A 21,940-nucleotide genomic window follows, 5' to 3' on the forward strand; every position below is an offset into this window, starting at 1 on the left:
GCCCCGCACCGCCGGTGGGTCTCACCGGCTGCCCGACGGCTGGCGCAGAGCCTGGGTGTCGACGTGGCCGCCGTCACCGGCACCGGCCCGCAGGGTGCGGTGACCATCAGGGACGTCGAACACACCGCGGCCGCGGCGACGAAGCCGCCGACCGGACGGGGCGCCGCCGACCGCGCAGTCGAGATGCGTCGGGCGATCGCCGCCGCGATGAGCCGTTCCAAACGCGAGATCCCGCACTACTACCTGGCCGACGAGATCCTGGTGGACACCGCCCTGGGGTGGTTGGGCGAGCGCAACGCGGCCAGGCCGATCACCGAGCGGGCGTTGCCCGCGGCGCTGCTGCTCAAGGCGGTGGGTGTGGCCGCGCAACGGTTCGGCGAGTTCAACGGGTCCTGGCGCGACGATCGGTTCACCGCATCCGAGGCCGTGCACGTCGGCGTGGCCATCTCGCTGCGCGGCGGAGGTCTGGTCGCGCCGGCGATCCACGACGTCCCCGACAAGAACCTCGACGAGCTGATGGGGGACCTCACCGATCTGGTGGCGCGCGCGCGGGCGGGGTCGCTACGCAGCTCGGAGATGTCGGACCCGACCATCACGGTGACCAACCTGGGGGATCAGGGCTCGGCCACCGTCTTCGGCGTGATCTATCCGCCGCAGGTGGCGCTGGTGGGGTTCGGCAGGCCCACGCAACAGGTGTGTGCGGTGGACGGCGGCATCCGTATCGCCACCGCGATCCAGGCGAGTCTGGCCGCTGATCACCGGGCCAGCGACGGGCATCGCGGTGCGTTGTTCCTCGCCGCGGTCAAAGACCTGCTGCAACAGCCCGAACTGCTGGAGAAGTGATGATGAGTGAACAAGAGATCCGTGAGCAGATCCTGGCGGTGCTGACCGCGATCGCGCCCGAGGTGGATCCCGACGAGATCCGCGATGACGCGTTGCTGCGCGACCAGGTCGATCTCGACTCGATGGACTGGTTGAACTTTCTGCTGGGAATCCACAAGCGGTTGGCCGTCGACATTCCCGAGGCCGACTATCAGAAACTGCGAACCCTGGCCGAGATCGTCGGCTACGTCGGCGAGCGCGCCGCGATGGGGTCGCGATGAGGAGGGCTGTCGTGCCGCATTCTGCCGCTGCAGGTTTGACGATGCGAAACGTCCGCGCGCCCGATGTGGGACCGCGGACCGAGCTGGACGTCGCGGTGGGGGTGCTGGTCGGCCGAAGGCATTGTTCGCGGCGCCAGGCGTTCACCGAGATCGCTGATGCCGCAAAGCGAACGGGGATCGGGGTGAACGCGCTCAGCCGGGCGCTCGTGGCGCTGGCCAGCGGGGAGCCCGGTGGGTTCGCCCACCGCGACGAGGTGGCGCAACTGTGGGGTGACGCGCTGGGCCTGCAGGTCTGACCTCAGGCCTGCAGGGTGGTGATCGCCGCCCGCAGTTTGGCCGCCACCTCGTCGGCGACCGGTTTGAGCCGGTCGTCGGCGGTGACGTCGACGAGCACCTGCGGATCCATCGCCTCGACGAGTACCGCGGTGTCGTCCTGCGGGTCGGCGCGCACAACGACGTTGCACGGCAACAGCAGTCCGATCTGGCGGTCCACACCGACGGCGCGGTGGGCCAGGGGCGGGTTGCAGGCGCCGAGGATCAGGTACTTCTCCATCTCCTCGCCGAGTTTGGCCTTCAGGGTGGCCTGCATGTCGATCTCGGTGAGGACCCCGAACCCTTGGCCGGCGAGCGCTTCCCGGGTGCGGCTGACCGCGTCGTCGAACGACGTGTGTAGCACGGTGGACAGTGCGAATCCCATCGGGCGTCCTTTCGTGAGCGTCTTCTCAGGCCAGGGCCAGGAAGAGTTTCTCCAGTTCGGCTTCGGTCATCGGTTTGTCGCCGTCCGCGGCGTCGCCGGTGACGCATTCGCGCAACCCGGTGGCGACGATCTTGAATCCGGCGCGGTCGAGTGCACTGGACACCGCCGCCAACTGGGTGACGACGTCCTTGCACTCGCGTCCGTCTTCGATCATCGAGATCACGCCGGCCAGCTGGCCCTGGGCGCGACGCAGTCGATTCAACACCGCGGCCATGGCCTCTTCGTTTCCGATCATGGCGCAGCTCCTTTCTCTGTGATGCCCCCATTGTACCCGCGGGGGTATATATTCCCGGTCAGGTCGCCGCCGCTGCGGTGTTGGCGTTGCCGTTCAACCGGCGCAGTGGACACTTCGGGACCCGGGCGCAGACGAAGCTGGTTGCGGCGGCGACGAGGACCACGGCCAGTGCGACACCGCCGACCACCGCATGCACCTCCTGCCACAGGATCACCGACGACATCGCCAGCACGAACCAGCCGAAGGCCTTGCGCAGCGAGTCGGGGTCGACCACCGCCGTCAGCCGGGCTCCGATCAGCGCGCCGACCAGTGCGGCCGCCGTCACGGCGCCGGCCAGACCCCAGTCGATCTGGACGCTGGACAGGTACCCGGCCAGCCCGGCGAACGACTTCATCGCGATCACCACCAGCGAGGTGCCCACGGCCACCGGCATCGGCAGCCCACCGAGCAGCGCCAGGGCGGGAACCACCAGGAAGCCGCCACCGGCCCCGACCAGGCCGGTGACCAGTCCGACGACCAGGCCCTCGAGCACCACCTTTCCGGCGGGCAGCGACTTCGGTGCCGCGCCGGGGTCGACGTCCTTGCGTCCGCGCAGCATCGCCAACGCGGTGGCGATCATGATGACGGCGAACCCGATCAGCAGCACCGTGCCCGGGATGAACCGGGCCAGTAGGCCGCCGAGGTACGCGCCGGCCATGCCGGCCACGCCGAACACCAGCCCGGTGCGCCACTGGACCCGTCCGGCACGGGCGTGCGAGATGGCGCCGACCGCGCTGGTCGCTCCGACGACCAGCAGGGAGGTCGCGATCGCCTGTTTGGGGTCCATGCCGGCCACGTAGGCCAGCAGCGGCACGGTCAGGATGGACCCGCCGCCGCCGAGCAGTCCGAGGGAGACGCCGACGAGGACCGCGAGGCCCACGGTCAGCGCGAGCATGGTGGTCATTTCGTGTCCACCAACTGGTTGACCACGGTCTGCAGGCTGCAGCTCGCACCCCGGTTGTAGGGCAGTCTGGCCAGCAGCATCCCCATCGCGCAGGTGTTGGTCACGGCAGCGAACGTCAGGCCCGCGCCGACGGCGAAGGCCACCCATTTCAGGCCGGGCACGAAGATGCTGGCCAGCACGCTGACGGCGACGATCAGGCCGGCGACCAGGCGGACCTGGCGTTCCAGGTCCCACCGCTGGCCCCGACGGTTGACGGTGAACCCGTTGGTCTGCCAGGCGGTGATCCCGCCGTCGAGGATGTGCACGTTGGACAGCCCGGCCCGGCGCAGCGTCTCTTCGGCCTGCGCGGCGCGCTGCCCGGACCGGCACACCAGCACGACGTCTTCGTCGACGTGCGAGAGGATCTCGTCGCGGTGCTCACGCAGCAGGTCGAGCGGCACGTTGTAGGAGCCCGGCATGTGGACCGTCTCGAACTCGCCGGGGGTGCGCACGTCGAGGACGCGCGGCGGGGTCGGCGAGGCGAGCAGCCTGTTCAGGTCGGCCGAGTCGATGGTGGCGGGCACGGGTGCGGTCATGTTCAGGTCCTTTCTCTGATACCCATTGGGGTATAGGCTCTACTCATTGATACATACCCATGGGGGTATCGTCAAGCCGGAATACCAAGGTTGCTTCGCACGTAATATACCCATAGGGGTATTTATCGCCGCGACCGGCGACCCCAGCGCACACAAGGAAGGAACACGATGATCCTCGAGCAGTACTACATCGAATGCCTGTCGCACGCCTCGTACCTGATCGGCGACGAAACCAGCGGCCGCGCCGTGGTCGTGGACCCGCGCCGCGACATCACCGACTACCTCGCCGACGCGGCGAAGTACGGACTTCGGATCGAAGGGGTGATCAACACCCACTTCCACGCCGACTTCGTCTCCGGTCACCTCGAGCTCGTGGAGGCCACCGGAGCCTGGATCGGATTCGGTGCTGCCGCCGAGACGGACTACCCGATCCGCCGGCTGGCCGACGGGGAACACATCTCGCTCGGCGAAGTCGACCTCGAGATCCTGTCCACACCCGGGCACACCTGGGAATCGATCAGCGTGTTGGTGCGCGAGCATCCCGGCGCCGAGCCGACCGCGGTACTGACCGGCGACTCCCTGTTCATCGGTGACGTCGGCCGACCCGACCTGGTCAACATCGGTGACAGCTCCACCAGCGATCTGGCCGCCGCGATGTACCACACACTGCACGACAAGCTGCTCAAGCTGCCGGACGCGGTCACCGTCATGCCGGCCCACGGCGCGGGATCGTCGTGCGGCAAGAACCTGTCGACCGAGCTGACCTCCACCATCGGTGAGCAGCGCAGGACGAATCCGTCGGTGCAGCCGATGAGCGAACAGGAGTTCATCGAACTCGTCACGCACGGCCAGCCCGCCGCGCCGGCCTACTTCTCGGTCGACGCCGCGATGAACAAGCGGGTGCACCCGCTGCTGGCGCAGGACCGTTCCGTCACCGCACTGACCCCCGCCCAGATGCGCCGGGCGCTGCAGGACGGGGTGCGCGTCGTCGACGCGCGCAGCGTCGAGGACTTCGCGGCCGGGCACCTGCACGGCTCGGTCAACGTCGGATTCGACGGCCGATTCGCCGAGACCGGCGGCATGGTCGCCGAGATCGGCGACCTGATCGCGCTGATCGCCTATCCCGGCGAGGAGCAGGAGGCCGCGCTGCGGCTGGCCCGCGTCGGCTCGGACAACGTGATCGGCTACCTCGCAGTGGGCCGCGGCGAGGAGTTTCCCGCCGAGCTGTCCGACTTGATCCGCACCGCGCCCCGGGTCACCGTCGCCGAACTCGACCGGCTGCTGGCCGACGACGCCGTCACCTTGGTCGACATCCGCAACCCGGGCGAGGTCGAGGCCGGCAGCATCCCCGGCGCAACCCCGATGCCGCTGGCCAACCTCCGGACGCGGCTGGCCGACATCCCGAAAGACCGCCCGATCGTCGTGCACTGCGCCGGCGGCTGGCGTTCCAGCGTCGCGGCGTCGCTGCTGCGCGCCGAGGGCTTCGACAACGTGTCCGACCTGGAGGGGGGCTACAACGCCTGGGCCGATTCCCACGCCACCGTCTGAGACGAAAACCACACCACCGGAAAGGAACTCCCACCGATGAGCACCACCAACCTCACCCTGTCCGACTTCGAGAGCACCATCACCGACACCCCGATCGTGCTGGTCGACTTCTGGGCTGCCTGGTGCGGCCCGTGCCGGGCCTTCGCCCCGGTCTACGAGCGCTCGGCGGCAGCCCACCCCGACGTCCTGCACGCCAAGGTGGACACCCAGGCCGAGCAGGAGCTCGCAGCCGTCCTGGCCATCCGGTCGATCCCGACGATCATGGCGTTCCGCGACGGAGTGCTGGTGTACAGCCAGCCCGGCGCGATGCCGCCGGCCGCGCTCGAGGACCTGATCGCCAAGGTCAAGGGTCTCGACATGGCGCAGGTGCGCGCCAAGATCGCCGAACGGCAGGCCGCGGAAGCGCACAGCTAGAACCGCTTCGGCACAACCACTGGAGGAGACATGTGTTATCAAGCCACCTGCTCGAGGTGCGGCAAGATCGGCTGGCAGGGCTGCGGGCAGCACATCGACGAGGTCATGCGCAACGTCCCGGCCGGACAGCGGTGCACCTGCGCGAGGTCGGACCAACCGGCCCCGCCCAGGCGGGACCAACGGCCCTGACGTGCACCCGCCCGACGCCATAGCGTGGGTGTCGAACTGGGTAGACGCCGAGGAGGACACCATGGACTGGCCGACCGCTGCCGTTCTGATCGCCGCCATCATCGCCGTGATGGCGGTGGTGAGCACCTACATCGCATCCAGAAGCCCGAAGTGACCGACACCGGGTCCCATGTGCCGGGCGGCGTGTGACCAAGGACTCCTGCGTGTTTGCGGAGCGTGGCGCTACCGTCGATCTCGTGGGACCTGATGACGCTGATGACAAGGTACGGCAACCGCACCGCTCCGTGATCGATCGTGTTCCCGGGGCGGTGCCGGTCCGCAATGCGATTCGCCCGCTGACCAGGACCGGAAGGTACTACGCCCGGTCCTGGCGGGACTATCTCGAGGACGGACCGGGGCAGATGCCGATCGCCCGGCCGACCGTGGCGCTGGCTGCCGAGGCGCTGCGTGACGAGGTCGTGCTCCTCGGCCTGCGCTCCCGTCGCCCGGTCAGCGATCCCCAGGCTTTCGAGCGTATCCACGCCGAGGTCGTCGAAGCGTTGGAGTTCTACGGGAACCGCGGCTGGCTCAGCGATCCGGAGGGGTTCTTCACCGCCCCGGGTCGACTGACCGATGTCGAAGTCGCGCCGGTGCAGCGCCGTAGCCGTGCCTACTTCCGGTTGAGGTGGGACAGCGGGTACCGTCCGCTGCCCGACGAGCCCGGGGCCGATCGGTGGCTGGGGTACCGGGCGGTATCCCACGGGTACGGATTGATGCTGCGGCACCGGGAACCACGGCCCTGGCTGGTGTGCATCCACGGAACCGAAATGGGCCGCGCCGCCATCGATCTGGCGTTGTTCCGGGCGTTCTACCTGCACGAGAGACTGGGCCTCAACGTCGTGCTCCCGGTGCTGCCGCTGCACGGGCCTCGCGCGAAGGGTCTGCCCAAGGGGGCAGTGTTCCCCGGCGAAGACGTGCTCGACGACATCCACGCCACGGCCAACGCGGTGTGGGATGTCCGCGGTGTACTGGGCTGGATCAGGCAGCAACAACCCGGAGCCGCGATCGGCTTGTACGGCTTGTCCTTGGGTGGGTTCGTCGCCGCGCTGGTGGCCAGCCTCGACGACGACCTCACGTGCGCGGTGCTGGGAGTCCCCGTCGCCGACCTCATCGGGTTGCTGGGCAGGCACTCGGGGCTGCAGCGCGACGATCCGCGCCGGGACACGATCGAGCTGGCCGCTCCGCTCGGTCAGATGGTCTCCCCGCTGTCGCTGACCCCCAAGGTGCCGACGACGGGCCGTTTCATCTACGCGGGACTGGCCGATCAGGTGGTCCACCCGCGTGAGCAGGTCACCCGGCTGTGGGAGCACTGGGGCCGCCCTGACATCGAGTGGTATCGCGGCGGGCACGCCGGCTTCTTCCAGTCCCGGCCGGTGCAGCAGTTCGTCACCGACGCGTTGGTGCAGTCGGGGTTGATCGCCGAGGAGTCGAGCAAGCCCGGCCACCCGGACTCGTTGACCGGCTGATCCGTCGGCCGGCTCAGCCCTGTCGTGCGACGATCACCGGGATCTGGGCGGCATTCACGATCGCGCTGCTGACCGACCCCAGCAGCATGCGCGACGCGCCCCGGCCGTGACTGCCGACCACGACCAGCTGTGCCCGGTCGGCATGCTCGAGCAACCGGGGGCCGGGGCGGTCGGCCACCAGCACGCGGTGAACCGTCACGTCGGGATACTGCGCCTGCCAGCCGGACAGCCGCTCGGAGAGCACCTCGTCCTCCTGGTCTTTGATGTTGCGCCACTCGATCGGCGCCCAGTTGATTCTGGGGAACTCCAGCGGGCCCATATCGGTCCAGGCGTGCAGGGCCACCAGATCGACACCGCGCCGGGACGCTTCGTCGAAGGCGATGGCGGTCGCCAGCTCCGAGGCCGGCGATCCATCGACACCGACGAGCACGGGCGCCTGCGGTGAGGGCTGCAGTTCCCCATGGATCACCGCAACCGGGCAGTGGGCGTGGTGCACCAGCCCGGAGCTGACCGATCCCAGCACGGCCCGGGCGACGGCGCCTTCCCCGAGACAGCCGACGACGACGATGCCGGCGGACTTCGATGTGTCGAGCAGCGTCGGGACGATCGGCCCGAACAGCATCTCGGTGCTGACCGCGCTGGTTCGCCCCGGCGATGTGGCTTCGAGGGCCAATGTGTGAGAGCGATCGAGGATCTCGCGTGCCCGGTCCTGCTCGAGCTTGGCGTATTCGGCCGGAAAGTCGGACGCCACCGACGACGGTGTCACCATCGGCGGGACCACCTGGACCAGCCGTAGCGGCAGGCCGCGCAACTCGGCGTCGCGCGCCGCCCAGGTGACCGCGGAGTCCGAGGATGTGGAGCCGTCCACGGCCACCACGACCTCATGCGCAGTTGTTGTTCCACTGACCATTTCGCACTCCTCCTCGTCGCCGTGCTGTGGGGCATTACACAGTGCCCACTATACCCCAAGGGGTATAGTGGGCACTATCGCTCCGACAGAAAGGACCATCATCATGACCACCGCCGACGCCACCGCTCCCGTCACCACGATGCCCCGGATCGGTGATCCGGCACCTTCTTTCACCGCCGCGACCACCCAGGGCGAGATCAACTTCCCGGCCGACTACGCGGGCAAGTGGGTCATCCTGTTCTCCCACCCGGCTGACTTCACCCCGGTGTGCACCAGTGAGTTCATGACCTTCGCCTCCATGCAGGAGCAGTTCGCGGCCTACAACACAGAGCTGGTGGGCCTGTCGGTCGACGGGCTCTACTCCCACATCGCCTGGCTGCGGACCATCAAGGACAAGATCGAGTTCCGCGGCATGCGTGACGTCGAAGTCACCTTCCCGCTCATCGACGACGTCTCGATGGAGGTCGCGCAGAAGTACGGCATGATCATGCCCGGCGAGGATTCCACCAAGGCCGTGCGCGCCGTGTTCGTCATCGACCCCAAAGCGGTGGTCCGCACGATCATCTACTACCCGCTGAGCACCGGACGGAACTTCGACGAGCTGCTGCGGGTGGTCAAGGCGCTGCAGACCGCCGACCACTTCGACGTGGCGACCCCGGCCGACTGGCGCCCAGGCGACCCGGTGATCGTCCCGCCCGCAGGTTCCTGCGGCACCGCCAAAGACCGGATGGACGGCGACGAGGACGGCGTCGAATGCAAAGACTGGTTCTTCTGCACCAAGCAGCTACCCGAGGCTGAGGTGGAGTCCGCGATCCGGCACCGCTGAGGCCGCCACCACGCGGGGCCGAACAGCCCTTGAGTTGCCGGCGGCTGCCGGGCAGGGTCATAGGCGATGCACGGCTACTGGCTCAACCTCGCCCTGGTGGTGTTCCTCATCCTGGTCAACGGCCTGCTCGCCGGCAGCGAGGCCGCGTTCATCTCGCTGCGCGAAGGCCAACTGCGGGAACTGGAGCGCCGGGGCAGACGCCGGGATCGGCTCGTGGTGCACCTCGCCCGCGAGCCGAACCGGTTCCTGGCGACCATCCAGCTCGGGATCACGCTCGCGGGATTCCTCGCCTCGGCGACGGCCGCGGTCACCCTCGCCCAGCCGCTGACGGCCAGGCTGCAGTTCCTCGGCGGCGCCGCCGAAGCCGTCGGCATCGCCACCGTCACGGTCCTGGTCACCGCGTCGACCCTGGTCATCGGTGAGTTGGCGCCCAAGAGACTGGCGATGCAGTACGCGCGCCGGTGGGCGGCGATCGTGGCGTCCCCGCTCAACGCCCTGTCGGCACTGGCGACCCCGATCGTGTGGATGCTCGGCAAGGCCACCGACGTCGTCGTCCGGTTGCTCGGCGGCGACCCGAACGTGGGGCGCGAAGAGCTGACGTTCGAGGAACTGCGGCAACTGATCTCCACCCATGGCGGACTCACCGCCGAACAGCGGACGATCATCTCAGGGGCCCTGGAGATCCACGAACGAGCCCTGCGCGAGGTCGTGGTGCCCCGCACGGCGGTGTTTCGCCTCAACGGCGACATGCCGGTGGTCGAAGCGCGCGCGGCGCTTGCCGAATCCGGCCACACCCGCGCTCCGGTGGTTCCCGCAGGTGAACTCGACGACGCCATCGGAGTGGTGCACCTGCGCGATCTGCTGGGAGCCGAGGGCACCGTCGCGCAGGTCGCGCGTCCGGCGCTGAGTCTGCCCGACAGCGTCCGCGTCACCGCCGCGCTGAATCGACTACTCGCCGAGCGTGAACAGTTCGCACTGGTGATCGGCGAGCGCGGCGGTGTCGCCGGCATCATCACCCTGGAGGACCTCCTGGAGGAGATCGTCGGCGAGATCTACGACGAAGCCGACGACGACGTCCGATCGGTGCGCACGCTGGCCGACGGAAGCCGCATCCTGCCGGGCGCCTTCCCGCTGCACGACCTCGTGGACGTCGGAGTCGACGCCACCGAGTTCCCGCGGGGTGACTACGCCACCGTCGCCGGACTGGTGCTGTCGATTCTGGGCCGCATCCCGACGGCGCCTGGTGACCGCGTCGAGGTCCCCGGGTACCGCATCGAGGTCACGGGCGTGGACCGGCACGCCATCACCGAGGTGCGGCTGTGCCCGCTGCATCCCTGACTGGCCCACCGAGCCCGGACTGGCGTGCCCGCCACCACTTCTCGGCGGCGACCACCAGGCTCATGACGACGGCGATCGCGAAGATGCGCACCCACACGCCCGCGTCCAGCGGCGCGGTCGAAAAGATCGTGTTCATCACCGGCAGATAGGTGATCGCCACCTGGGCAACCGCCTGCACGACCACGCCGGTGATCAGCCAGCGGTTGGTGAAGAACCCGATCCGCCACGCCGACCGGGTCAGCGATCGGCAGCTGAACAGATAGAACGCCTCGACGACGACGAACACGTTCAACGCCGCGGTGCGCGCCTCGGCCAGCGAGGCGCCGGCGGCCAGCTCCCACTGGAACAGCCACCACGACCCGGCCACCAGCAGGCTGGACACCAACAGGATCCGGCCCATCAGGGCACGGGTCAGCAGCGGCTCCCCGGGGTCGCGCGGGGCCCGTGTCATGATCCCCGCCTCCTTGGGCTCGAACGCCAGCATCAGGCCCAGTGCCACCGCGGTGGTCATGTTGATCCACAGGATCTGGGTGGGCAGGATCGGCAGCATCGCACCCAGGGCGATGGCCACCAGAATCACCAGTCCCTCACCGATGTTGGTGGGCAGCGTCCAGGTGATGAACTTGGTGAGGTTGTCGAACACCCCGCGGCCCTCCTCGACAGCCGCCTCGATAGTGGCGAAATCGTCGTCGGTGAGCACCATGTCGGCGGCGTCCTTGGCGACCTCGGTGCCGCCCCGTCCCATCGCCACACCGATGCTCGCCTGCCGCAGCGCCGGTGCGTCATTGACCCCGTCGCCGGTCATCGCCACCACATGGCCCCTGGCCTGCAACGCCTCGACAAGGCGTAGCTTCTGCTCGGGGGACACCCGGGCGAACACGCCGGCTTCCTCGACGATGTCGGGGAACTCCTCGGCGGGAATCGAGTCGAGCTCGGCGCCGGTCACCACCCGGCGCCTTCCGGGCTCCTCGGAGCCGAGCACCCCGACCGATCCGGCGATGGCGCTGGCGGTCCCGGGGTGGTCACCGGTGATCATCTTGACCGCGATCCCCGCCGAGTGGCAGGCGGCCACCGCCGAGGTGGCCGCCTCACGCGGCGGGTCGAGCATGGCCTGCAACCCGGTGAAGGCGAACGAACCCGGCAGATCCTCCTCGGCGAACCGCGACGCGTCCGCCGACGTCCACACCCCGCAGGCCAGAACCCGAAGCCCCTCGGCGGCAAGTGCTTCGGCGGCTGCGGCCACCGCCGGGCGATCGAGTGGGCGTACCGCGCCGTCGGCGCCCAGCTGGCTGCCACACAGGTCGAGCATGCGCTCGACCGCGCCCTTGGCCAGCGCCACATGGTGGTGCGGGCCGGACCGGTGCAGGGTGGCCATGTACTGGCGCTCCGAGCTGAACGTGATGGTGCCGGCCCGGGGGAACTCGGCGGCCAGCGCGTCATGCGACAGCCCCGCCTTCGCGGCCACCACGACCATCGCGGCTTCGGTCGGATCACCGGTGATCTGCCACCGTTGCCCGTCACAGGACAGTGCCGCATCGTTGCACACCGCACCGGCGATCAGCGTCCAGCGCAACGCATCGTCGGTGTCGGTCGCCACCGGCGCGCCCGCCTCGTCGCACAACTCGCCGGTGGGCGCGTACCCGGAGCCGGTCACCTCGGCTGTGTGATCGGGCGTCCAGATCTTGCGCACCGTCATCTGGTTCTCGGTCAGGGTGCCCGTCTTGTCAGCGCAGATCACCGTCGTGCCGCCCAGCGTCTCGACCGCGGGCAGCCGCCGGATGACCGCTCGCCGCCGGGCCATTCGGGCCACGCCGATCGCCAGGGTGATGGTGACCGCGGCCGGCAGTCCCTCGGGGATCGCCCCCACGGCGAGCGCGACGGCCGCGGTGAAGGTCTGCACCGCGTCCTGTTGGCGCAGCAGCCCGAGAGCGAAGGTGGCGGCGGCCAGCGCGAGGATGCCGACGGTCAGCATCTTGCTGAACCAGGCGAGTTTGGCGGTCAGGGGTGTCTCGAGAACCTCTGCGGCGCCCACCAATCGGTGAATCTCGCCGATCTCGGTCTCAGATCCGGTGGCCACCACGATCCCGGCCGCCGATCCTGCGGTCACCAACGTTCCGGAGTAGGCCATGTTGCTTCGGTCGGCCACCGGGGTGTTCTCCGGCAGCACCACCTCGGTCTTGTCGACCGGTGCCGACTCGCCGGTCAGCGCGGATTCGTCGACGCGCAGTTCGCTTTCCCGGACCAGCCGGATGTCGGCGGGAACCTTGTCCCCGGCCTCGAACAGCACCAGGTCACCGGGCACCAGTCGATCCGAGCCGATGGTGTGCTCCCTGCCCTCGCGGATCACCCTGGCATCGGTGTGCACCATCGAGCGCAGGCTCTGCAGGGCGGTTTCGGCCTTGGACTCCTGGACGAACCCGACGATCGCGTTGACCACCACGACGGCGAAGATGACCGTGGAGTCGACGTACTCGCCCAGCGCGGCGGTCACCGCGCCGGCCACCAGCAGCACATAGATCAGCGGGTGGTGGAACTGGCGCAGGATGCGCATCAGCAGGCCCGACCCGCGGGGTGCGGGCAAGGTGTTGGGCCCGAACTGCGCCAGGCGTTCGTCGGCGACCTCGCCGGTCAGGCCCCGATGCGGGTCGGTCTGCAGGAGCAGGACCACCTCGTGGGCGGGCAGGCCGTGGTGGGAGTTGGCCGCGACCGTGCCGGGTACCGACATCACCGCTGGGCCGGGCGCGGCTCGACCGGTTCGACGACGAGCACCGGAACCGCCGAATGGGTGACGAGATCGCTGGAGACACTGCCCAACACGTGCCGCGACAGCCCGCGTCCGCGACGCCCCACGACCACGATGTCGATGCTGTGCTTCTCGGCGAACTCACGCAGCGCCGGTCCCGGCGCGCCGGCGAGCACCTCGGTGTGCACCCCTCCGCTGATGTCGACCCCGGCCGCGGCGGCATCCAGCCGGCCCTCGGCCGCGGTCATCTCGACGCGCTTCTCGTCCTCGGCCGCCTCATAGCGCACCACCTCCGCCAGGACCAGCAGGCTGCACTGCGGGCCCAGCGCACGCAGGGCGGTCGCGAGAGCCTGCTCGGCCTCGGGCGATCCGTCCAGTCCGATCAGCACCCGCGGACCCGCGCCCGGGAGTACCTCGACAGGGTTGGCCGACGGGCCGGACGACTCGGCGCGCGGACGGCGCCGGACCCGCTCGGTGGCGATGGGGACGAACAGGGGACCGAGTGGGACGGCGAGCAGAATCCAGAGAGGGTCGTAGCCGCGCCGCGCCATCCACACACCCGACAGCAGCCCGACCAGACCCCAGACCAGGGCCACCGTCAGGACAGTTGCTGTATTCACCACTCCACCGTCTCAGCTCCGGCCGGACGGCGCTAGGACCACACGATGACCCTCGGCAGGGTCTTTCGCCCCTACTGCCGGGACCGGCCTCAGTGCGGCCGGACGACGACCACCGGCACCTTCGCCGCCTGCACCACCGCGCTGCTGACCGAGCCCAGCAGGGTGCTCGCCACCGCGCCGTGGCCGTGGCTGCCCACCACCAGCAGCGCGGCGGACTCGGACTGCTCGACGAGCCGGCGCGCGGGCTGATCGACGACGACCATCCGCCGCACCGTCACATTCACGTACTTCTGCTTCCACTGCTGCAACTGGTCGGCCAGCTCACCGTCGACACTGCTGCGCACCTCTTCGAAGTCGAACCCGGGCATCTCGAACGCCCCGGGCGACCACCAGGCGTGCACCACGATCAGCTCCGCTGTGCGCCGGTGCGCCTCGGCGAAGGCGAAGGCGAGCGCCGGCTGCGACGCCGGTGAACCGTCGTAACCCACCACGACCGGGGCGTCGGTGGCCGGCGGCTCACCGTCGTCGGGGATCACCGCGACCGGGCCGTGGCCCCGGTGCACCAGGCCGGTGCTGACGCTGCCCAGGATGGCCCGGGCGAACGCCCCGCGGCCACGGGTCCCGACGACCACGAGGTCGGCCGTCTTCGAGCGCTCCACCAGTGCGGCGGTCGGCGTAGAGATGGCGAACTCGGTCGAGATCGGAACCGAGTCGCCGGTGCGTTCGCGGGCGATCTTGGCGGCGTCGTCGAGGATGTCGCGACCGATCTGGCGCTGGAAGTCCATGATGCCGGTGGGTACCGGTGCGATCGACCAGGTCCCGATGGGCAGGGTGGCGGCATAGACCGCGACCAGTGGCGCCCCGCGCAGCGCCGCCTCGCTGGCGGCCCATTCCAGTGCAACCTGTGAGGACGGTGAATCATCTACTCCGACAACGATGTCCGTACTCGGGGTCATCGGGCAGTCCTTTCGCGGGCGATGAATGTGACGAACCGGTCGTCCCGGCTTCTGCGCATGACTCTATGTCGTGACGGTATCGCCCTGTAGAGGCCTTCGACTCTCCGGACGGCGCCGGCCTCAGCCGACGAACACCGCGACGGCGGTGAAGTAGAACAGGATCGACAGGAGGTCCTGGACCACCGTGGCCAGCGGGCCGGAACCGAACGCCGGGTCCTTGCCCAGCCGGTGCAACAACCATGGCAGGCACAGCGCCACCACGGTGGCCACCGTGCTGGCGCCCACCACCGCCACCGCGACCGCAAGCGCGAGCGCCATGTTGCCGGTCATCGCCGCGACGACCGGCCACATCACCACGCCCAGCAGAATCCCCACCGACAGGCCGGTGAGTGCCTCGCGGCCGGTGATCCGGCGGATTCCCACCCCCACCGACAGACCCCGGATGGCCAGTGTCTCGGTTTGGGTGCCCACTGCGTCGGCCAGATAGACGATCCCCGGCACGAAGTAGGCGACGGCGAGGTCGGCGGACAGCTGGGCCTCGAACGCGCTCATCAGCACCGCGGACACCATGGCGCCGAGCAGCCCAAGTAACAACCAGGGCAGCCGATGCCACAGCCGCCGTCCGACCGACTCGACGCTCGTCGACCGCGCACTCTCGACGTCGCTGAGGAAGCCACCGAGGCGGGCCAGGTCCTCGTCGTGTTCGTGCAGCAGCACAGCCAGCAGCTGCTGAGCTGGGATCAGCCCGCGGAACCGGCCGTCGCCGTCGACCACCGACAGGCCGGGTTCGCCGCGCTGGACCGTCTGCCACGCCGCGTGTTCCTGGTCGGCGTCCGGTGCGACGACCGGGGGAGTGGCGTCCATGATGTCGCGCAGCCGCACGCCGTCGGCGGCGGCGAACAGCTGCTCGATGGTGGCCACCCCGACCAGGCGGTCACCGTCGAGCACCGCGACCGCGGCGGCGCTGTCGAACCGCCGTCCGCGCATCAGCGTGAGGGTGTCGTTGACCAGGTCGTCGGGGGCGGCGGTCGGAACCCGGGTCGAGGCGTGGTGCAGCGCGTCATCGGGCGAACCGAGCAGATCGGCCGCGGGTATGACCGTCGACGTCACGACGAACGGGCAACGATCACCGGCGTGCGGGCGGACTGTGCCACTGCGGTGCTGACGGATCCCAGCAGCATGCCGGCGAACCCGCCTCGCCCGTGACTGCCGACGACGACGAGCTGGGCGGACTCGGCCTGCTCGAGCAGCTGGTGGGCCGGACGGTCCCGGACGACCACGCGCCGCACCGTCACCTCGGGGTAGCGCTCCTGCCAGCCCGCCAGCCGCTCGGCCAGCAGCTCCTCGGCCCGTGGGCGCAACGTCATCCACTCCTCGTTGGGGTACGCATAGATCGTCGGGTCGCTCCACGCATGCACCGCGACCAACTCCACGCCGCGCCGGGAGGCCTCGTCGAACGCGACCGCCACGGCTGTCTCCGAGGCCGCCGAGCCGTCGATCCCGACCACGACGGGGGCCTGCTCGGACTGCATCTGTTCGTCGCCGGTCGTGTGCACCACCGCGACCGGGCAGTGGGCGTGGTGGATCAGCCCGGCGCTGACCGAGCCGAGCAGGACGCGTCCCACCCGGCCGAGCCCACGGCTGCCCACCACCAGCATCGTGGCGTCCTTGGACAGGTCGACCAGTGTCGACACCGCATTGCCTTCGGTGGTCTGCTCGCCGATGGTCAACGGGCCGACGTTGGCGGCGGCCTGCTCGGCGACCATCGTCGCCTGGCGCAGGACCTCGCGGCTGCGTTGCTGGGCGGCCGCCTGCAGGTCGTCGGAGATGGAGACCTCGTACCAGGTCCGGGCCTGCGAGTTGGGCAGTACATAGGCCAGCGTGAGTCCGACGTCGTGCATCACGGCTTCCCGCGCGGCCCATTCCACGGCCGACTCGGACTCGGGCGAACCGTCGACCCCGACCACTATCCCTCGATGTGACGTCATCTGAAACTCCAATCGACGCTGCGCCGTGGCGGCGGAGATGAATCGACCGTAGAGCGCAGGCGGGGCCCACACCGGAGGCCTATGTCATCGTCGGCCAGGGTCCAACGGCCCCTGTCGGGCGGCGGGCCGGTGCCTTAGCGTCGAACCGGGCTCGAGCAGTCGTACGCCGAGGAGGGCGATGGGCGGCGCGATGGGGTGGACACAGTGGTTGCCGGGGCTGGCCAACTTCCGCGGCTATCCGGGCTCGGCGCTGCGCGGCGACGTCGTCGGGGGCCTGACGGTGTCGGCCTACCTGGTGCCCCAGGCGCTGGCGTACGCCGCGCTGGCCGGCCTGAACCCGGTGGTCGGGCTGTGGGCGGCGTTGCCCCCGCTGCTGATCTACGCGATTCTCGGGTCCTCGCGCCAGCTGTCCATCGGGCCGGAGTCGACGACGGCGTTGATGACCGCGGCTGTACTGGCCTCGACCGTCGGGGCCGTGGACCCGGCCCGGTACGCCGCCTATGCGGCGACGCTGGCTCTGCTGGTCGGGGTGATCTGCCTCGTGGCCGGGTTGCTCAGGCTGGGGTTTCTGGCGAACCTGCTCTCGCGCCCGGTGCTGGTGGGGTATCTGGCCGGGATCGCCGCCATGATGGTGGCCAGCCAGCTGGGCCGGCTGGCCGGGGTGCCTGTGTCCGGTGATTCGGTGGCCGCGCAGCTGCGGGCGTTTCTCGGCGAGATTTCCCGGTTCCACTGGCCCACGGTGCTTCTCAGCGCCGCGGTGCTGATGTTGATCGTGGGGCTGGATCGCCGGGCACCGCGGTGGCCGGGCCCGCTGATCGGGGTGCTCGCCGCCACCGCCGTGGTCGCCGTGTTCGCGTGGCACGGCGTCGCGGTGGTCGGCCCGATACCGTCCGGGCTGCCGGTTCCCGACTGGCCGGTGGTGTCGGGTGCGGCGGTCCGCGATCTGATCGGGCCGGCGATGGGCATCGCCGTCGTCGCGTTCTCCGACAACGTGCTGACCGCGCGGGCCTTCGCCTCGCGGCACGGTGACGACATCGACCCCCATGCCGAGCTGCGTGCGCTGGGGATCTGCAATCTGGTGGCCGGGGTCTTCCGCGGCTTCCCGATCAGTTCGAGTGGCAGCCGCACCGCTCTCGCCGACACCGCCGGAGCGCGCAGCCAGCTGTACTCGCTGGTGGTGGTCGTCGTGGTGGCCGCCGCGCTGCTGCTCGGGGGTGGCGTCATGGCCGGCATCCCCGCTGCCGCCCTGGGAGCCCTGGTGGTCTTCGCGGCGTCGAAGCTGGTCGATGTGGGCGAGTTCCGCCGGTTGGCCCGGTTTCGCCGCAGCGAGTTGCTGATCGCGCTGGCGACCACCGCCGCGGTGATCGTGTTCGGGGTGCTCTACGGCGTGCTGGTCGCGATCGGGCTGTCGGTCGCCGACCTGCTGCGCCGGCTGGCCCACGCCCACGACAGCGTGCAGGGGCTGGTGCCCGGGCTGGCCGGCATGCACGACGTCGACGACTATCCCGGAGCGACGGTCGTCCCCGGGTTGCTGGTCTACCGCTACGACGCACCGCTGTTCTTCGCCAACGCCGTCGACTTCCGCCGCCGGGCGCTGGCCGCGCTGGACGAGTCGGCCGGGCCGGTGCACTGGTTCGTGCTCAACGCCGAGTCCAACGTGGAGGTCGACCTGACCGCGCTGGACGCGCTGGAGCAACTGCGCAGGGACTGCGGGCGCCGCGGTGTCGTCTTCGCGATGGCCAGGGTGAAACAGGACCTGCGCGACGCGCTGGCCGCGGCGGGACTGCTCGACCGGATCGGCCCGGACCGCATCTTCATGACGTTGCCGACCGCGGTCGCGGCCTACCGAAGTGCTCACCCCGACGCCGGCGGCTGAGCCGCTGATCAGACGGGCCCCTGCGGGACCCCCGTGCGCAGATTTTGGGCCTGGCCAGCTTGGGAGTAACATGGATCAACGGTGCGGCTACCGCGCCGACTTCTTTGCGTGCCCTGTCCGGAATTCCTGGGAATTCCCCAGATCCAGCTCACGTTGTCAAGTCGGACCGAAGGCTGTGCTGACCAGGCTGACCAAGCCGAGCAGGCCAACAAGCCGATACGAAACGAAAGCAAGGATCGCTACAGAGTATGGCCAAGAAAGACGGTGCCATAGAGGTCGAGGGTCGCGTCGTCGAACCCCTGCCCAATGCGATGTTCCGCATTGAGCTGGAGAACGGACACAAGGTCCTCGCCCACATCAGCGGCAAGATGCGGCAGCACTACATCCGCATCCTTCCCGAGGATCGCGTCGTGGTGGAGCTCTCTCCATACGACCTGTCCCGGGGCCGCATCGTGTACCGCTACAAGTAACACCCCCCAGAACTACGACACGAAGGATCGACGACAGCCGTGAAGGTGAACCCGAGCGTCAAGCCGATCTGCGACAAGTGCAGGGTGATCCGCCGGCATGGGCGGGTCATGGTGATCTGCTCCGATCCCCGCCACAAGCAGCGGCAAGGATGAGCGCTTGCGCGATGACCAGACAACTGGGCTAGTCGCAAGCAGCAGCAGTACCCACAACTGAATGCAGAAATCCCAGCACCACTGAGGGCATACGGCCTTCGATCACGTCCGGCACGGAGGCCGGACCCCGGGCAGGCCCGGGAACGGACTGGGACGAGACCTCCGCAGAAACACGAGGAATGGCATATGGCCCGTCTCATGGGCGTTGACCTCCCGCGCGACAAGCGCATGGAGATCGCACTGACATACATCTACGGCGTCGGCCGTACCCGGTCCCAGGAAATCCTGGACGCCACCGGCATCAGCCGGGAGTTGCGCACCAAGGACCTCACCGACGACCAGGTCACGCAGCTGCGCGACTACATCGAGGGCAACCTCAAGGTGGAGGGTGATCTGCGCCGCGAGGTGCAGGCCGACATCCGACGCAAGATCGAGATCGGCTGCTACCAGGGTCTGCGGCATCGTCGCGGTCTGCCCGTGCGCGGCCAGCGGACCAAGACCAACGCGCGCACCCGCAAGGGCCCCAAGCGCACCATCGCCGGCAAGAAGAAGGCCAGGTAATCCACGATGCCACCAGCAAAGAAGGGCACCGCGGCTTCTGCATCGAAGCGCGGCAAGACCACCCGTCGCCGGGAAAAGAAGAACGTCCCGCACGGCGCCGCCCACATCAAGAGCACCTTCAACAACACGATCGTGACGATCACCGATCCGCAGGGCAACGTCATCGCCTGGGCGTCGTCGGGACACGTCGGCTTCAAGGGGTCGCGTAAGTCGACGCCGTTCGCCGCGCAGTTGGCCGCCGAGAACGCCGCGCGCAAGGCGCAGGAGCACGGCGTGAAGAAGGTCGACGTCTTCGTCAAGGGTCCGGGTTCGGGCCGCGAGACCGCGATCCGTTCGTTGCAGGCCGCCGGCCTCGAGGTCGGCGCCATTTCCGACGTCACCCCGCAGCCGCACAACGGCTGCCGCCCGCCCAAGCGGCGCCGGGTTTAGGAAGTAGGGGAGAAAAAGACTCATGGCTCGTTACACCGGACCCGTCACCCGCAAGTCGCGCCGCCTGGGCGTCGACCTCGTCGGTGGGGATCAGTCCTTCGAGAAGCGCCCCTACCCGCCCGGCCAGCACGGCCGCGCGCGGATCAAGGAGAGCGAATACCGCCAGCAGCTGCAGGAGAAGCAGAAGGCCCGCTTCACCTACGGCGTTATGGAGAAGCAGTTCCGCCGCTACTACGACGAGGCCAACCGGCTGCCCGGCAAGACCGGTGACAACCTGCTGCGCATCCTGGAGAGCCGGCTGGACAACGTCGTGTACCGCGCCGGCCTGGCCCGCACCCGACGGATGGCGCGCCAGCTGGTCAGCCACGGCCATTTCACCGTCAACGGCGTGAAGGTCGACGTCCCCAGCTACCGGGTGTCGCAGTACGACATCATCGACGTCAAGGACAAGTCGATCAACACCCTGCCCTTCGAGGTCGCCCGCCAGACCGCCGGCGAACGCCCGATCCCGGGCTGGCTGCAGGTCGTCGGTGAGCGTCAGCGCATCCTCGTGCACCAGCTGCCCGAGCGCGCACAGATCGACATCCCGCTCACCGAGCAGCTGATCGTCGAGCTCTACTCGAAGTAGAAACGTTCGCGAACCACCCGGTTCGCGGATTACCTAACGGCATCAAATAGCGGTTGCCGAGAAGGAGAAGAGAAACACCATGCTGATTTCTCAGCGCCCAACCCTGAGCGAAGAGGTCGTCGCCGAGAACCGCTCCCAGTTCGTCATCGAACCGCTGGAGCCCGGTTTCGGCTACACCCTGGGCAACTCGTTGCGGCGGACGCTGCTGTCGTCGATCCCCGGCGCGGCGGTGACCAGCATCCGCATCGACGGTGTGCTGCACGAGTTCACCACGGTCCCCGGGGTGAAGGAAGACGTCACCGACATCATCCTGAACCTCAAGAGCCTGGTGGTGTCCTCCGAGGAGGACGAGCCGGTCACCATGTACCTGCGCAAGCAGGGCCCGGGTGAGGTCACCGCGGGCGACATCGTGCCGCCGGCCGGTGTCACGGTGCACAACCCCGACATGCACATCGCCACGCTCAACGACAAGGGCAAGCTCGAGGTCGAGCTGGTCGTCGAGCGCGGTCGCGGCTACGTCCCGGCCGTGCAGAACAAGGCCTCCGGCGCCGAGATCGGCCGCATCCCGGTCGATTCCATCTACTCGCCGGTGCTCAAGGTCACCTACAAGGTGGAGGCCACCCGTGTCGAGCAGCGCACCGACTTCGACAAGCTGATCCTCGACGTCGAGACCAAGAACTCGATCAGCCCGCGCGACGCGCTGGCCTCCGCGGGTAAGACGCTCGTCGAATTGTTCGGTCTGGCACGCGAACTCAACACCGAGGCGGAGGGCATCGAGATCGGTCCGTCGCCCGCCGAGGCCGATCACATCGCGTCGTTCGCGCTGCCCATCGATGATCTCGATCTGACCGTGCGTTCGTACAACTGCCTCAAGCGCGAGGGTGTGCACACCGTCGGCGAGCTCGTCGCCCGCACGGAGTCCGACCTGCTGGACATCCGCAACTTCGGTCAGAAGTCCATCGACGAGGTGAAGATCAAGCTGCACCAGCTCGGTCTGTCGCTCAAGGACAGCCCGGCCAGCTTCGACCCGTCCGAGGTCGCCGGCTACGACGTGGCCACCGGCACCTGGAACAGCGATGCCGGCTATGACCTGGACGACAACCAGGACTATGCCGAAACTGAACAGCTCTAGGCGCGAAACCGAACGGCTCTGAGCCCAAACCGCTCTGGCTA

26 protein-coding genes are annotated in these 21,940 nt (G+C 69.0%); 16 read left to right on the top strand and 10 right to left on the bottom strand.

Annotated features, from left to right (window positions below):
- The 3 genes from ACXAID_RS14700 to ACXAID_RS14710 form a co-directional block, all read left to right on the top strand.
- Nucleotides 1-843: dihydrolipoamide acetyltransferase family protein (locus ACXAID_RS14700; protein WP_475022949.1), on the top strand; the 843-nt coding region annotated here is incomplete at its 5' end.
- Nucleotides 843-1,103, top strand: a complete 261-nt coding sequence (locus tag ACXAID_RS14705) for an acyl carrier protein (RefSeq protein WP_475022950.1) — start codon at nucleotides 843-845, stop codon at nucleotides 1,101-1,103. The genes ACXAID_RS14700 and ACXAID_RS14705, both read left to right, overlap by 1 nt.
- Before the next feature lie 41 nt (nucleotides 1,104-1,144).
- Nucleotides 1,145-1,399 carry an ANTAR domain-containing protein gene (locus ACXAID_RS14710; RefSeq protein ID WP_475022951.1) on the top strand — a complete coding sequence of 85 codons (255 nt, stop codon included), beginning with the start codon at nucleotides 1,145-1,147 and terminating at the stop codon, nucleotides 1,397-1,399.
- 2 nt (nucleotides 1,400-1,401) lie between these two features.
- On the opposite strand, the gene ACXAID_RS14715 is transcribed toward ACXAID_RS14710, so the two are convergent.
- The 4 genes from ACXAID_RS14715 to ACXAID_RS14730 are packed head-to-tail and all read right to left on the bottom strand — an operon-like array spanning nucleotide 1,402 to nucleotide 3,613.
- Nucleotides 1,402-1,800: a DUF302 domain-containing protein gene (locus ACXAID_RS14715; RefSeq protein WP_475022952.1), complete on the bottom strand. Its 399-nt coding sequence runs from the start codon at nucleotides 1,798-1,800 to the stop codon at nucleotides 1,402-1,404.
- A gap of 25 nt (nucleotides 1,801-1,825) precedes the next feature.
- The gene (locus ACXAID_RS14720; RefSeq protein ID WP_421458944.1) at nucleotides 1,826-2,095 is read right to left on the bottom strand and encodes a metal-sensitive transcriptional regulator; all 270 of its coding nucleotides are present in this window, start codon (nucleotides 2,093-2,095) and stop codon (nucleotides 1,826-1,828) included.
- A 58-nt stretch (nucleotides 2,096-2,153) separates the two neighbouring features.
- On the bottom strand, nucleotides 2,154-3,029 hold the full coding sequence (locus ACXAID_RS14725) for a sulfite exporter TauE/SafE family protein (RefSeq protein ID WP_475022972.1): 876 nt from the start codon (nucleotides 3,027-3,029) through the stop codon (nucleotides 2,154-2,156).
- A 5-nt stretch (nucleotides 3,030-3,034) separates the two neighbouring features.
- Nucleotides 3,035-3,613 carry a rhodanese-like domain-containing protein gene (locus ACXAID_RS14730; protein WP_421458948.1) on the bottom strand — a complete coding sequence of 193 codons (579 nt, stop codon included), beginning with the start codon at nucleotides 3,611-3,613 and terminating at the stop codon, nucleotides 3,035-3,037.
- Nucleotides 3,614-3,781: 168 nt separating this feature from the next.
- Here ACXAID_RS14730 and ACXAID_RS14735 point away from each other — a divergent pair, with 168 nt between their 5' ends.
- From ACXAID_RS14735 to ACXAID_RS14750, 4 genes are all read left to right on the top strand, one after another.
- Nucleotides 3,782-5,161, top strand: coding sequence for an MBL fold metallo-hydrolase (locus tag ACXAID_RS14735; protein WP_421458950.1), 1,380 nt, complete (start codon nucleotides 3,782-3,784; stop codon nucleotides 5,159-5,161).
- A 36-nt stretch (nucleotides 5,162-5,197) separates the two neighbouring features.
- Complete coding sequence (locus ACXAID_RS14740) at nucleotides 5,198-5,575, top strand: thioredoxin family protein (RefSeq protein WP_475022953.1); 378 nt, start codon at nucleotides 5,198-5,200, stop codon at nucleotides 5,573-5,575.
- A 217-nt stretch (nucleotides 5,576-5,792) separates the two neighbouring features.
- Nucleotides 5,793-5,918: a hypothetical protein gene (locus tag ACXAID_RS14745; protein ID WP_475022954.1), complete on the top strand. Its 126-nt coding sequence runs from the start codon at nucleotides 5,793-5,795 to the stop codon at nucleotides 5,916-5,918.
- Between the two features lie 130 nt (nucleotides 5,919-6,048).
- Complete coding sequence (locus ACXAID_RS14750; RefSeq protein ID WP_475022973.1) at nucleotides 6,049-7,269, top strand: alpha/beta hydrolase family protein; 1,221 nt, start codon at nucleotides 6,049-6,051, stop codon at nucleotides 7,267-7,269.
- Nucleotides 7,270-7,282: 13 nt separating this feature from the next.
- Here ACXAID_RS14750 and ACXAID_RS14755 read toward each other — a convergent pair whose 3' ends face one another.
- Complete coding sequence (locus tag ACXAID_RS14755; RefSeq protein WP_475022955.1) at nucleotides 7,283-8,179, bottom strand: universal stress protein; 897 nt, start codon at nucleotides 8,177-8,179, stop codon at nucleotides 7,283-7,285.
- A gap of 103 nt (nucleotides 8,180-8,282) precedes the next feature.
- On the opposite strand from ACXAID_RS14755, the gene ACXAID_RS14760 reads away from it, so the two are divergent.
- Both ACXAID_RS14760 and ACXAID_RS14765 read left to right on the top strand, forming a co-directional pair.
- Nucleotides 8,283-9,005: a peroxiredoxin gene (locus ACXAID_RS14760; protein ID WP_475022956.1), complete on the top strand. Its 723-nt coding sequence runs from the start codon at nucleotides 8,283-8,285 to the stop codon at nucleotides 9,003-9,005.
- A gap of 66 nt (nucleotides 9,006-9,071) precedes the next feature.
- The gene (locus ACXAID_RS14765; RefSeq protein ID WP_475022957.1) at nucleotides 9,072-10,343 is read left to right on the top strand and encodes a hemolysin family protein; all 1,272 of its coding nucleotides are present in this window, start codon (nucleotides 9,072-9,074) and stop codon (nucleotides 10,341-10,343) included.
- Here ACXAID_RS14765 and ACXAID_RS14770 read toward each other — a convergent pair.
- From ACXAID_RS14770 to ACXAID_RS14790, 5 genes are all read right to left on the bottom strand, one after another.
- Nucleotides 10,309-13,068, bottom strand: a complete 2,760-nt coding sequence (locus ACXAID_RS14770) for a cation-transporting P-type ATPase (protein ID WP_475022958.1) — start codon at nucleotides 13,066-13,068, stop codon at nucleotides 10,309-10,311. The two genes, ACXAID_RS14765 and ACXAID_RS14770, sit on opposite strands and share 35 nt — an antisense overlap.
- The gene (locus tag ACXAID_RS14775) at nucleotides 13,068-13,706 is read right to left on the bottom strand and encodes a universal stress protein (protein ID WP_475022959.1); all 639 of its coding nucleotides are present in this window, start codon (nucleotides 13,704-13,706) and stop codon (nucleotides 13,068-13,070) included. The genes ACXAID_RS14770 and ACXAID_RS14775 overlap by 1 nt, the downstream gene beginning before the upstream one ends.
- 89 nt (nucleotides 13,707-13,795) lie before the next feature.
- Nucleotides 13,796-14,662 carry a universal stress protein gene (locus ACXAID_RS14780; protein WP_475022960.1) on the bottom strand — a complete coding sequence of 289 codons (867 nt, stop codon included), beginning with the start codon at nucleotides 14,660-14,662 and terminating at the stop codon, nucleotides 13,796-13,798.
- Nucleotides 14,663-14,782: 120 nt separating this feature from the next.
- On the bottom strand, nucleotides 14,783-15,772 hold the full coding sequence (locus tag ACXAID_RS14785) for a magnesium transporter (RefSeq protein WP_475022961.1): 990 nt from the start codon (nucleotides 15,770-15,772) through the stop codon (nucleotides 14,783-14,785).
- Nucleotides 15,769-16,650, bottom strand: a complete 882-nt coding sequence (locus ACXAID_RS14790) for a universal stress protein (RefSeq protein ID WP_475022962.1) — start codon at nucleotides 16,648-16,650, stop codon at nucleotides 15,769-15,771. The genes ACXAID_RS14785 and ACXAID_RS14790 overlap by 4 nt, the downstream gene beginning before the upstream one ends.
- A 178-nt stretch (nucleotides 16,651-16,828) precedes the next feature.
- On the opposite strand from ACXAID_RS14790, the gene ACXAID_RS14795 reads away from it, so the two are divergent.
- The 7 genes from ACXAID_RS14795 (at nucleotide 16,829) to ACXAID_RS14825 (ending at nucleotide 21,899) form a co-directional block, all read left to right on the top strand.
- Complete coding sequence (locus tag ACXAID_RS14795; protein ID WP_475022963.1) at nucleotides 16,829-18,526, top strand: SulP family inorganic anion transporter; 1,698 nt, start codon at nucleotides 16,829-16,831, stop codon at nucleotides 18,524-18,526.
- Nucleotides 18,527-18,774: 248 nt separating this feature from the next.
- Nucleotides 18,775-18,996 (top strand): translation initiation factor IF-1, encoded by a 222-nt coding sequence (gene infA / locus ACXAID_RS14800; RefSeq protein ID WP_003418601.1) that lies wholly within the window; start codon nucleotides 18,775-18,777, stop codon nucleotides 18,994-18,996.
- Between the two features lie 39 nt (nucleotides 18,997-19,035).
- Nucleotides 19,036-19,149: a 50S ribosomal protein L36 gene (rpmJ, locus tag ACXAID_RS14805; protein WP_003879483.1), complete on the top strand. Its 114-nt coding sequence runs from the start codon at nucleotides 19,036-19,038 to the stop codon at nucleotides 19,147-19,149.
- 186 nt (nucleotides 19,150-19,335) lie between these two features.
- The gene (rpsM, locus tag ACXAID_RS14810) at nucleotides 19,336-19,710 is read left to right on the top strand and encodes a 30S ribosomal protein S13 (protein WP_159230635.1); all 375 of its coding nucleotides are present in this window, start codon (nucleotides 19,336-19,338) and stop codon (nucleotides 19,708-19,710) included.
- 6 nt (nucleotides 19,711-19,716) lie between these two features.
- Nucleotides 19,717-20,139, top strand: a complete 423-nt coding sequence (rpsK, locus tag ACXAID_RS14815) for a 30S ribosomal protein S11 (RefSeq protein WP_475022964.1) — start codon at nucleotides 19,717-19,719, stop codon at nucleotides 20,137-20,139.
- Nucleotides 20,140-20,161: 22 nt separating this feature from the next.
- Nucleotides 20,162-20,767: a 30S ribosomal protein S4 gene (rpsD, locus tag ACXAID_RS14820; RefSeq protein WP_475022965.1), complete on the top strand. Its 606-nt coding sequence runs from the start codon at nucleotides 20,162-20,164 to the stop codon at nucleotides 20,765-20,767.
- A 79-nt stretch (nucleotides 20,768-20,846) separates the two neighbouring features.
- On the top strand, nucleotides 20,847-21,899 hold the full coding sequence (locus ACXAID_RS14825) for a DNA-directed RNA polymerase subunit alpha (RefSeq protein WP_475022966.1): 1,053 nt from the start codon (nucleotides 20,847-20,849) through the stop codon (nucleotides 21,897-21,899).
- The last annotated feature ends 41 nt before the right edge of the window (nucleotides 21,900-21,940 follow it).

It is taken from the genome of Mycobacterium sp. ABE4_509 (assembly GCF_056160785.1).